We start from the raw sequence: 10149 nt of genomic DNA on the forward strand, positions 1-10149 counted from the left end.
CAATGGATCGGTGCAGGGTCGTAAGAATCAGGTCGGCAGCCATACCGCCATCGCGAGCAGGCTCGCTCCCACGATGGGCAAGGGTTTTGTTGCTGGCGGGCACACAAATGCCGTGTGCGCTGCTGGTCTTGTGTCTAAAGTAGTCGGCAAGCCATCCCCTTCGAATTGCCGCCATGGAGCCAATATGGCCAGTTATGGATTGTTCCTGCTGCTCGCTACCCTGACCATCCTCAGCCCCGGCCCTGGGGTGGTGTTGACGTTGTCCAATGCGGTGCGCCATGGCTGGGCCGGAGCGTTGCCCGGTATCCTGGGAATTGCCCTCGGTGCTTTTGTGGTGGCAGGTCTTTCGGCGAGCAGCGTGGGTCTTATCCTGGCGGCGTCGGCGACCGCGTTCACGGTATTGAAATACATCGGCGCAGCTTATCTGCTGTACCTGGGGGTGAAGATGTGGAACACCAAGACCTTCATTCCAACGCTCAGCGCGTCGCCTTCACGACCGTGGCGGCGGTTTGTCGAGGCGTTGTCGATCCAGTTGCTCAACCCCAAGGCCGGGTTCTTTTTCCTGGCGGTGTTTCCGCAGTTCATCCAGCCGTCAGGTAATTACTACAGCCAGTTCTTCCTGCTGGTCGCGTCCTACAGTCTGGTGGTAGTGCTGGTACACAGTGGTTATGCCCTGATGGCGAGCCGGGCCCGAGGCTGGCTCTCCACCCGTCAAGGTGCCGGCATCGTCGGCAAGCTGTCCGGCGTAACGTTCTTTTCCTTCGGCATCCTGATGGCCTCGGCCAGCAAGTGATCGCTCAGGCGGGCGGCGACTTCGGCGGCCGCATGCGCGTCGGCGGTCGACCGTCGGCATTGTGCTGGTAGATCCGCGTCGGCTGCCCCTGCTTATTGAAGAACACCTGGCCAATCCCCGCGGAGTTCCACAGGCGCTCGCCAGCCGCGGCATGTTCCGGGGTGTGGGGAACGATGCGCATGCTTCGGCGCTTGGTGAACCTGTTCAGGGGCGAGCGCGGGGCGTAGAGCCAGCGGTTCAGGCGATCGAACCACTCCAGCAGCGCCGGTGGGAATTCATTCTTGATGCCGCTGCTGGTGATCTGCCAGATCCGTGGGCCGCCCTTGCGGTGTGGGATAAGCACTTCGTAGACGAAGGAATAATGCACATCGCCTGACAGCACCACGTAATTACCGGGTGTACGCGAGTGTCGGAAAATGTTCAGGATGACCTGGGCCGCGCCGCGATGGGCCATCCAGTTTTCCGCATCCACCAACAGTGGATAACCGCACCAACTGAACACCCGCTGCACGGTCTCGATCAGCTTCACACCGAAGACCGGCGCCGGTGAGACGATGATCGCCGAAGGGTGGTCCAGCAATTCCAGTTGCTCGATGGGCGAATGCAACATGAAGTTCGGGCATTGCGCCTCGCCATACAGCAGGTTCGGCGCCCATTCAGCGATGGGCTAGCCGTTCACCAGCAAGCCCCTCGCCACAGTCATTGCGGCCTGTTGGACGCTTCGGCCGCCTTGATCAAATCCGGCCCGATCTCCTTCTCGAACTTCGCCCACACCGGTTTCATCCGGTCACGCCAGGCGTTGCGCTCTTCAGGCGTGAGGGTGATGATCTCGGTGGTTTTTGCATCCAGCACATGCTGCTTGTCCTGCTGGTTCAGCCGCTCCGCCTCCTGGTTCACGTAGGCGGTCACTTCGACCACGATCTTGTCCAGTTCGGTACGGATATCCGGCGGCAGGTTGTTCCAGAAATCGGACGTGGTAATCAGCATGTAGTCCAGTACGCCGTGGTTGGTCTCGGTGACGTACTTCTGCACTTCATGCAGTTTCTGGTCGTAAAAGTTTGAGTAGGGATTCTCCGCGCCGTTGACCACGCCCGTGCGCAGGGCCTGATAGACCACGGAAAAAATCATTTTCTGTCCTTTTGCTTCCACCGCCTTGAACTGCTCTTCCAGCACCGCCGATACCTGCACCCGGAATATCAGGCCACGGGCATCCTCGGGTTTACGCAGGGGCCTGTTGGCTGACAACTGCTTCATGCCGTTGTGCCAATAAGCCAGGCCCGTCACGTTCTGGTGCTCCATGGACTTGAGCAACTTCTGGCCCTCGGGGCTCAACTGAAAGCGGTCCACGGCAGCAATGTCGTCAAAGAGAAAAGGCAGGTCGAACAACTGCACACTCCGGGTGTACTGCTCGAACTTCGCCAGCGACCGCGCAATGATCTGCACGTCTCCCAGGAGCAAGGCTTCCATCTCCTTGTCATCGCCATACAGCGTGGAATTGGGGTACACCTCGACTCGCACCTTGCCTGGCAGTCGCTCTTCGACCAGTTGCTTGAACCTTAACGCGCCGAGGCCCTTGGGCGTCTGCTCGCCGACGACATGTGAGAACTTGATGACGATCGGATCAGCCGCCATGGCCGTGCCCAATGTGCTGAAGGCCAGAATACAGACGAGCGTTTTCCACAGAGGTTTGAGCATTGCGAAGTTCCCTTTGCGTTTTTATTGGCGTGCGCAGTGATTCAAGAACGAGACAGCTGCAAGTCTAGGAGAAAAATGGCCGGTTGCTTGAGGGGGCATCGAATTGAAGCCGCAACCCCGTGCTGAGGTGAGCGAAATGTTCAGGGCTCCAGGGCAGGACCCTTTAACTCGATCTGGTTGCCCTCCGGGTCGAGACAGTAGATTGACGGCCCATTGCCCTCTGCGCCGTAACGCATTTGTGCCTTCTCGGCGCTAATTCCATTGGCCGTCAGGTGAGCGAGAATCGCTTGTTCATCGAAGGGTTCGATGCGCAGGCAAAGGTGATCGACATTGTGGCCCAGTTCTCCTGCCGCCGGCCCGCCCTGAAGTCCCAGGGGGCCTTCGACGTCTACCAGGTCGATCATCGATACGCCCGCGCCGAGATGGATCATCCCAAGATCGTCCCGACGCTTCTTGAGATCGCAACCGAGCACCGTCATGTAGAACGCCAGGCAGCGCTCCATGTCTTTGACGCGCAGTACAAGGTGGTCAATGCGCTGAATCGTGAAGGTCTTCATACCGGCCTCATGGTTCTTGATCTGGGAGCAGGGCTCACTTCACCTTAGCGAACAAAATTGCCTGTTGCCGCAGAAGCCAGACCAAATACAAAATCCTGTGGGAGCGGGCTTGCTCGCGAAGACGCCAGTCCATCCACCACGAATGCCCGGACACAGCAGAGTGTCGTTCTCAGAAATCCTGCACGCTATCAAAGCTTCTGATAACGTGCGAAAAACCTGATTCAGGTCAGGCCAAAAGCCTACGAACGCACGATCGAGTGCCTCGACGACCAGGACGATATCCAGATCCTTGGTCAGTCGAAATTCTTCAGTTCCTCCATGGCAATCGAAGCTGCCACTCCGCCGATCAGAACGTAACTGTCCTGGAAGTCCTTGAAATACTCCCGGAACCGGTCGACACCCACTACCATTTCACGTTCTCCATCATTTCATCCAGACACATTTGCACGCGTTCATCATGGTCATCCTTGAGGCTTAGATAGAGAGAAAAGGGGTCCACCGTCCCCGTGGAAAAGTCGCTGCGTGGCGGCTCATAGCTCCAAAACTGAATGCAGCACGCGGCATGGTTCGGCGGTACTTCAAGGTAAGGGGCTGTAGTCTCGAGTTTCGACTTGGCCGTTTTGGAAGTTGAGCCCCAAGCGCCAAATTCTTCTCCGTAGGTATCAATCTTTTCAGCCTGAGCACGTTCCCGAACATGCTCAAACTGCGCTGCCGTCATTGCAAGGCAAGGGACTTTTGGGCCGGCGAGAAGACTCATTTCAGCCAGGGCCGTTTCTCCAGCCAGCAACATTGGGGTGTCGTCAAAAGCCTGGGGAATTGCATTGAGCCAAAGTGTTTTTTTGACCGGTGTACGCAAGGACTCCTTGGCCATCTCCCAAGTCTCCCTGGGGGGCAGGTGAAACAGGATTGAGGCCTCACCCATCTCCTTTCCAGGCTTGACGATGTCCAGGTCGGTCAGTTCCTTGATCGCTCTGCTGACGGTCATTTTTGCGTAGGTAAAGGACTTCTCGAAGGTGGCGCGAGTGATCAGGAGCTGGTGGTGCCATCCTTTGATCAGGTATTGAATCAGCATGGCTTGGGTGGCGGGGCTCAGGACCTGGGATTTTTCCAGGCGCTGGCGGTAGTACTCACGCAAATCCATGCCAAAGGCCGGAAGAAAAAGCTGATTGCCCGGCACGATGAACTGGACGCCTTTTTCCACTAGCCGCTTGCGGTCATAACTCGGGAGCGTGTCGGTGACGAAGATCATCAGGTCACCGGTCTCGAGCAACTTGTTGTGTGCCTGAAAGTTGTGGATGGCCTGAATATGCTTGGCGACATCCGCAACGCTGGCTTCACGCTGTGGACGTTCCTTGAGAATAAGACAGCCGGCCCCGAAGATTTCCGTGACGAGAAATTCGTAGCGGTCACGCAGCGCATACGGAAGAAGCTTGACGTGCTCCCATGGTTTCAACCGCAGTTTCAGGCCCAACACGTTCTCTACGTAGACTTTGAGCTCGATCAGATCACGCCTTTCACAGAGGTCATGGTCTTGCTGGCGGGTCATCATGGTCGCTCTTCCGCATCACGTTTTCAGCACGGTATCAGAGGTTGTGAGAGCGTGCTAAATTCTTGAAACTTCCTGCGGATGTTGAGGCGTTGCGCGGCGAGGCGACTTCTATTCATTGAGCCGAAGCAACCTGTGGCGACGAATCTCAACGTAAGGTTTCCCTATGCCCAATTCTATGGGTACACCACGATGGAAGCGCTTGCCCTTCGGCCGGCGATAAATGGCTCTGCTCGTAATTTTGATATCGGTGAGGGTCTTTTCGTGGGAGAGGGCCATCGTCGAGAAGTGCTAGGAGCGCTTCGCCACTCAGTTATGGCTTCTTGGCAATAACAACCAACCCACCCACAATCAGCGCCGCGCCGATCAGCATGCGCGGGGTGATCACTTCCCGCAGAACAAGCCACGCCAACAGCATGGCAACGATGACGCTGCCCTTGTCGATCAGGGCGACAGTCGCCACGTCACCGACTTTCAACGCTTTGTAGTAGAAGATCCACTACAGGGCCGTGGTGATGCCGGAGATCCCAAGCCACAACAGGTTTTGCTGACTGACCTGGGCAATCTGTTGAACCGGCACCGCCCACGCGGCGAACATCAGCACAAACATGCACACGAACAAAGTGCGAACGGTAAGCCCGAGTTCGGCTGAAATGCCATTGAGCCCCATCTTGGCGATCACCGACGTAAAGCCGGCGAAGAACATCGAGAGGCAGGCGTAGATGACCCATTTTTCCACGGTTTCATTCTCTGGCTTCAGGGTGGACAGGAGCAGGACTGTTGCACGCTATCAGGGCGTCTGAAATCAGTCACGTAAGCCAGCAGCCACTTCCCGGCCCCGCGAGAGCGCCACTCAGGGGTGAGGTAGAAAAAGTGGATGTAGCCCACTTCAGATTCTGTCTTCAGCAGTGACAACTCCAGCTGCCCGACGATCTGTGTTCCGTTCCAGGCATGCACGAGGCACCTGGGAGTCCCGGCTGCTTTTTCCCGTAGCGATTGAAGATAGCGTTGTGTACCACCGGGAGCGTGCAACTGCTGGGCGCAACCAAACGCACACAGCAGCATGTCCTCGAAGAATCGGATGCAAGTATCGCTGTCCTGATCGAGATTGACCGGACGAAAACTCAGCGGAGTATCTGAAACACTTTCCGTAGCCATTTTGGAAACATGCCCTGCACTTATCTGGGTGGGCTGGCCTTGGGGATTTATGTGGGAGCAAGGCTTGCCCGCGATGAAAGCGCCTCGGTTCTAAGGCAGACCGCATTGACTTCATCGCGGGCAAGCCTTGCTCCCACAGTTTCAACTTGAGGGCAGGGCGCCTCACTCGAAAGTCAGGACATCACAGCCCTTGGCCTCGACCATCTGCGCAAACGCCGGCAACCGCGCCACGAATTCCGTTTCAAACGCCAGGTACCGATCCTGCGCCGGCACATAGCGAACCTGCGGCTTGATCCGGGGAATGTCCTTGCTCGACAGCTTCAGCACCTCATGGCTGCGCTGATTCCAGAACCACGCCAGCGTGTACGTGCCGAAGGTGTTGGACTGGTAGTTCCACACCCACCAGTCACCATGCCCGCGGGCAACCTGAAGTTTGCCGTAGAAGGTGCGCAAGGTAATGACCTGCTTGGGTTGGGTGACGAGCAGCCGGGTGTCCTGACGAAGTTCGCTGCCGAAGCCGTCTAGCGTCGCCTTCGTCGTGGCGCCGGTCATGAAGTTGAAGCGCCGCGCCAGCAGCACGGTTTCCTGGTAGCCCGAGTGCTCGACATTCTGCCGTGCGCCTTCGCTGAACAGCAGGATTTCGTCACCGCCCAGATACGCGGTCGCTGCGCTGAGTTTGCCGCCGTCAGCCGGCATCGGCCTGGCGACGACGATCGGGTGCGGTGGGTCTTGATTCCAGATCCAGCATTGCGGCCCGCTGTCCTGCATGATCAGTAAACGGCGCGGGCCGATGGACAGGATCGACAGGTCCGACGGGTGTTCGAAAATGATCTCGCTGCAGTGGGCGGTGATGCGCCAGATGCGCGTCCGATAGTCCGGCTCATACAGACACTGGCGTTCGAACACCTCGTCATCCATCACCAGGCAAGGTTCTTCGAAGCCTGGCCACTCCATCTGGACGGGGCCGAAGCCTTCGATGTCATCGCCCTGACGAACTTCATATCTGTATCGGTCGTCCGAGCTGTAGGCGCCACTGTTGACCCGACGGCGCCACAGGCTGCGCCGGGCATCTGCGTCGATCAGCAGTAGATCAGCGCCATCGACCCCGTCGGTCCGGTGCTCGAGCATGTCCTGCTCGGCGGGCGGCCACTGGTTATAGTCGATCAGGAAGCACAGCCACTGCTCATCGTCCTGCTCGGTGATACCGGCCCAGCCATTACGGTAGTTGTACTCGTGCACATAGGTGGGCCCAGGATAGTCATGCACCTCCTGCAGCCAGTTCAATTTTTTGCGTTTGGGCGGGTTGGGTTTTCGTTCGATGGCGGCGGGCTTCTGCGGCTCGATCAACTCAGGGGTGAACTCAGCGCCTGGTGCTTGCCAGTGCCGGGCGAAAGCTTCGCGCTGATGGATCGGGACAACCACCGGCCGGTAGTCATCGCCACCGGAATCCAGGTTCCACAGATCGTAGCCGTGGCGAGCGAGGATCGGCGCCAGAGCCTCGAAACAGACCTCGGGCATTTCGTTGAACAGTTCATCCAGCAGCGTCTCGAACTCGGTGCCGGAAAATACACCGATGTCGGGATAGTAATACGGGAAGAACCCCAGAAAGTCGCCGCCTGGGGTCTTCCAATCGATGTGAATCAGCGGATCAAAACCAAGCTCCATCACGGCTACCTTTCCTGTGATTTTTAACTGTGCTCAACAACCGTGGCGAGGGCGCTTGCTCCCGCCGGGTTGCGAAGCAGCCCCAAAACCAGCCACTACAATCTCCCAGGAAACCCCACTTGGCAAACCCATCCCATTCCCCAATCAAAGCTCCCGAAATCCATCCAGATAACAAACCGGCGAACTCCCCTCCGCCCACTTCTCCACCTCATCCTCCAACCACTCAGCCAACACCAGCGCATTATTTTCCGCGGTCGATCTGGCCGCATAAACCAACGTCAGAGTCCCACCCCGAGCCACATCCACCAACCGCCACCAATGCTCGGGCCTTGCCCCTAATTCCCGCCGATAGGCAGTCTTGAACGCCTCAAACAAAACGCCCCCCGCCTTGAACGCCCTGCGCAGTTCATGGGAAGGCGCAACTTCGGGCAGCCACTCATCAATCAGCAATGCATCCTTGCGAAAGTTGCGCGGCCATAAACGGTCGACCAGAACCCGCGTGCCGTCCTCAGCGTTCGCTGCTTCATAGGCGCGTTTGCATTGGATCATAGTGGTTGGCCTTGTCGAGGAGAACAGGCCCAGCATAGGCCGGCTGCCGCGGGGCGGCCAGATGTCCGGTACTGGTCCAGCGGTTGGCGCTGGAGCAAGCTTGTTGGAACAGAGCCCCTGTAGCACCGCAGCACAGCCGCGCCGAATAGATCAACTATCTGCTTATCTTTGACCAGCGAGGGTTCGGAGCGCTGTGGATAAATCGGCGCTACCAGCCAAACCCGAGCGAGGCAGTGACCATGGATTACGACGACACTTTGATAGAAGAAGCGGTGCTTGCCTTGTTGGCAGCCTTCAGTTTCGACCAGGGCAACACCTGGAAAGGTTTCGACTTCGAGGTCATGAACCGATTGCATGAACAAGGCCTCATCAGCGATCCGGTAAACAGGAACAAGTCCGTCTGGTTGACGACTGAAGGGCTGGAGAGAGGTCGGCAGATTGCCGAGCGGTTGTTTCATAAGAGAGTTGAAGGTGCACATTCTGTAATGTGACCGAGCTGAAAACAGATTCGAACCACCGGAGAAATTTAAGCTATCGATTTGGGCGCCGATAGGGTTGCGAAAGAACTCCATGCAAAAGGCCCGGAACATGTTTTACCCGCGTGAAGCTGAAAAAGATCATCTCTATAACCGAATAGTCCTGCTGACCGTGGCGTGCTGCGTGTTGCTCTTTCTGGCCTCCATGGCGAAAGACTCTGGAACCATCTACGGGACCATTCGATGGAGTGCTGTCGAGGTGCAAGGCACCGTAACGCAGCTGGAAAGCATGCAGATGAATGAAGACGGCGCAGTCATTCATTACCGGTATATCGACAGTGATCGACAAGTCCACGAAGACGCCTACCCGGACCAACGCTACAGCGTGCACAAACAGTACGAGGTAGGTGGAGAAATTCCGCTTCTTTACTCACGCTGGTTCCCGCAAATCAGCAGTATCGCCACCGAACTCCACACGTTTCGCCCCGGCTTTATCATCATGGCTGGCGGGGTATTGCTGACATTGGTTTTTTTTGGGGTCTCCTTCATGACGTTCGGGCGCATTTATGGGATGAAGGAGGAGGATCGTTTTTATTGAAAGGTCTGTCGGTCTTGGCCCCATGAGCGCTCCAGCCTACATCGCCGTGCGCCATTGGCAGCGCTTGGGGCTGAAGGGACGAGCTCAACGTGCTCGGCAAAGGGGCCAATCCAAAGCCCTGAAAGCCACCGTGGCGTGGGCGGCAACTTACACCGTTGACTTGCAACGGATGTGAAATTAACAAAAACAGAGGAGTTGCCCATGATCAGCAAGACCAAAATCCAAAGCGTGAAACCTGTCCCCGGCAAACACGTCCTGCAGGTGGAGTTCGTCAACCGTAAGCGCTACGACGTGGACCTGCGCGCGCACATTCACCAATTTCCGCTACTCATGCCGTTGGAAGACCTGTCGTTGTTCGGCACTGTCCAAGTCGGCGAGTGGGGTTTTGATCTGAGCTGGGGCAATGGCTTGGAACTACCGCTCACCACCTTGCATCGGTTGGCGCTGGAGCAGGCCGGTGAGGTGATGCCGGCTCAGGCATTCAAAGGCTAGAGGGCTGCCAACAAACGCTCGCTGACGACCGCCGCGTAGGGACTGGGTTTTACCCGTCATACCCTCACTGCTTAGCATTGCGACACCGGCCGTCAGCCGTGCGCTGCGCGCTCAAATACCTCATCAGCCCATTGATTCAAGCTTTTGCCGGCGGTTTGGGCGGCAATGGTAGCTGCAGCATGCACTTCAGGGCGAATGCGCAGCATCACCTTCCCAGAGGCAGGCTTCTCCGGGCTGACGCCTTGCTCGGCACAGTCCGCCAGATAATCCTCAACGGCACTGGCGAACTCGGCACGTAGCTCCGTCACGGAATCAGCGTGAAAACTGATAATGTCCCGAACGCCCAGAATCCGACCGACGAAGATATCGTCACGTTCATCAAACTCAATTCGAGCTGTATAGCCCTTATAGGTCATGCTGTTCATAGCTCAACTCCTGCCCGCTGGAAAAATTCGCGAGCCTCCTCTACCTGATATTTCTTGGCCTCTTTCCCTGGGTGTGGCCGCTGGCAACGCCATTGGGTCTCCCCCAGCACCAGCTTGATCCGTGAACCTTCACGCTCGAGCACTTGGCCACCCAGATGGATCACCAAGGCTTCAATGTCCCCCGGTGTCAGGATA

14 protein-coding genes and 1 pseudogene are annotated in these 10149 nt (G+C 57.3%); 4 read left to right on the forward strand and 11 right to left on the reverse strand.

The window, feature by feature from the left end:
- The first annotated feature begins 184 nt into the window (after positions 1-184).
- Positions 185-793 carry a LysE family translocator gene (locus J7E36_RS25015; RefSeq protein ID WP_215009023.1) on the forward strand — a complete coding sequence of 203 codons (609 nt, stop codon included), beginning with the start codon at positions 185-187 and terminating at the stop codon, positions 791-793.
- A gap of 4 nt (positions 794-797) precedes the next feature.
- Here J7E36_RS25015 and J7E36_RS25020 read toward each other — a convergent pair.
- The 9 genes and pseudogenes from J7E36_RS25020 to J7E36_RS25055 all read right to left on the reverse strand — a co-directional run.
- Positions 798-1382 (reverse strand): annotated as a pseudogene (locus tag J7E36_RS25020) (alkaline phosphatase family protein); the annotation flags it as partial.
- Positions 1383-1492: 110 nt separating this feature from the next.
- Positions 1493-2488 (reverse strand): TRAP transporter substrate-binding protein, encoded by a 996-nt coding sequence (locus J7E36_RS25025; RefSeq protein ID WP_215009025.1) that lies wholly within the window; start codon positions 2486-2488, stop codon positions 1493-1495.
- Positions 2489-2628: 140 nt separating this feature from the next.
- The gene (locus tag J7E36_RS25030; RefSeq protein ID WP_215009027.1) at positions 2629-3045 is read right to left on the reverse strand and encodes a VOC family protein; all 417 of its coding nucleotides are present in this window, start codon (positions 3043-3045) and stop codon (positions 2629-2631) included.
- A 403-nt stretch (positions 3046-3448) separates the two neighbouring features.
- Positions 3449-4594 (reverse strand): hypothetical protein, encoded by a 1146-nt coding sequence (locus tag J7E36_RS25035; RefSeq protein ID WP_231286546.1) that lies wholly within the window; start codon positions 4592-4594, stop codon positions 3449-3451.
- Positions 4595-4904: 310 nt separating this feature from the next.
- Positions 4905-5087, reverse strand: a complete 183-nt coding sequence (locus J7E36_RS25360; protein WP_331275388.1) for an EamA family transporter — start codon at positions 5085-5087, stop codon at positions 4905-4907.
- A 3-nt stretch (positions 5088-5090) separates the two neighbouring features.
- Positions 5091-5330, reverse strand: a complete 240-nt coding sequence (locus J7E36_RS25365; protein ID WP_231286548.1) for an EamA family transporter — start codon at positions 5328-5330, stop codon at positions 5091-5093.
- A gap of 17 nt (positions 5331-5347) precedes the next feature.
- Positions 5348-5749, reverse strand: a complete 402-nt coding sequence (locus J7E36_RS25045; RefSeq protein ID WP_215009029.1) for a GNAT family N-acetyltransferase — start codon at positions 5747-5749, stop codon at positions 5348-5350.
- 162 nt (positions 5750-5911) lie between these two features.
- Complete coding sequence (locus J7E36_RS25050; RefSeq protein WP_215009032.1) at positions 5912-7414, reverse strand: hypothetical protein; 1503 nt, start codon at positions 7412-7414, stop codon at positions 5912-5914.
- 144 nt (positions 7415-7558) lie between these two features.
- A complete protein-coding gene (locus tag J7E36_RS25055; protein ID WP_215009033.1) occupies positions 7559-7963 on the reverse strand; it encodes a DUF488 domain-containing protein in 405 nt (134 codons plus the stop codon).
- 239 nt (positions 7964-8202) lie between these two features.
- Here J7E36_RS25055 and J7E36_RS25060 point away from each other — a divergent pair, with 239 nt between their 5' ends.
- The 3 genes from J7E36_RS25060 (at position 8203) to J7E36_RS25070 (ending at position 9529) form a co-directional block, all read left to right on the forward strand.
- Positions 8203-8454, forward strand: coding sequence for a DUF6429 family protein (locus J7E36_RS25060; protein WP_215009035.1), 252 nt, complete (start codon positions 8203-8205; stop codon positions 8452-8454).
- Positions 8455-8533: 79 nt separating this feature from the next.
- Entirely contained in the window at positions 8534-9037 is a 504-nt protein-coding gene (locus tag J7E36_RS25065) for a DUF3592 domain-containing protein (RefSeq protein ID WP_251030758.1), read from the forward strand.
- A gap of 201 nt (positions 9038-9238) precedes the next feature.
- Positions 9239-9529: a DUF2442 domain-containing protein gene (locus J7E36_RS25070; protein WP_215009037.1), complete on the forward strand. Its 291-nt coding sequence runs from the start codon at positions 9239-9241 to the stop codon at positions 9527-9529.
- A gap of 92 nt (positions 9530-9621) precedes the next feature.
- Here the strand turns inward: J7E36_RS25070 and J7E36_RS25075 are convergent, their stop codons facing one another.
- Positions 9622-9954, reverse strand: a complete 333-nt coding sequence (locus J7E36_RS25075; protein WP_215009039.1) for a type II toxin-antitoxin system HicB family antitoxin — start codon at positions 9952-9954, stop codon at positions 9622-9624.
- Complete coding sequence (locus J7E36_RS25080) at positions 9951-10148, reverse strand: type II toxin-antitoxin system HicA family toxin (RefSeq protein ID WP_231286549.1); 198 nt, start codon at positions 10146-10148, stop codon at positions 9951-9953. The genes J7E36_RS25075 and J7E36_RS25080 overlap by 4 nt, the downstream gene beginning before the upstream one ends.
- Position 10149: the final 1 nt, after the last annotated feature.

Source organism: Pseudomonas fluorescens (genome assembly GCF_018614775.1).
Lineage (GTDB): Bacteria > Pseudomonadota > Gammaproteobacteria > Pseudomonadales > Pseudomonadaceae > Aquipseudomonas > Aquipseudomonas fluorescens_BY.

What these genes read in the sequence shown, in the direction of transcription:
- J7E36_RS25015 (WP_215009023.1), top strand. Translation starts at nt 185, where the DNA reads ATGGCCAGTTATGGATTGTTCCTGCTGCTCGCTACCCTGACCATCCTC.
- J7E36_RS25025 (WP_215009025.1), bottom strand. Translation starts at nt 2,488, where the DNA reads ATGCTCAAACCTCTGTGGAAAACGCTCGTCTGTATTCTGGCCTTCAGC.
- J7E36_RS25030 (WP_215009027.1), bottom strand. Translation starts at nt 3,045, where the DNA reads ATGAAGACCTTCACGATTCAGCGCATTGACCACCTTGTACTGCGCGTC.
- J7E36_RS25035 (WP_231286546.1), bottom strand. Translation starts at nt 4,594, where the DNA reads ATGATGACCCGCCAGCAAGACCATGACCTCTGTGAAAGGCGTGATCTG.
- J7E36_RS25045 (WP_215009029.1), bottom strand. Translation starts at nt 5,749, where the DNA reads ATGGCTACGGAAAGTGTTTCAGATACTCCGCTGAGTTTTCGTCCGGTC.
- J7E36_RS25050 (WP_215009032.1), bottom strand. Translation starts at nt 7,414, where the DNA reads ATGGAGCTTGGTTTTGATCCGCTGATTCACATCGATTGGAAGACCCCA.
- J7E36_RS25055 (WP_215009033.1), bottom strand. Translation starts at nt 7,963, where the DNA reads ATGATCCAATGCAAACGCGCCTATGAAGCAGCGAACGCTGAGGACGGC.
- J7E36_RS25060 (WP_215009035.1), top strand. Translation starts at nt 8,203, where the DNA reads ATGGATTACGACGACACTTTGATAGAAGAAGCGGTGCTTGCCTTGTTG.
- J7E36_RS25065 (WP_251030758.1), top strand. Translation starts at nt 8,534, where the DNA reads ATGCAAAAGGCCCGGAACATGTTTTACCCGCGTGAAGCTGAAAAAGAT.
- J7E36_RS25070 (WP_215009037.1), top strand. Translation starts at nt 9,239, where the DNA reads ATGATCAGCAAGACCAAAATCCAAAGCGTGAAACCTGTCCCCGGCAAA.
- J7E36_RS25075 (WP_215009039.1), bottom strand. Translation starts at nt 9,954, where the DNA reads ATGAACAGCATGACCTATAAGGGCTATACAGCTCGAATTGAGTTTGAT.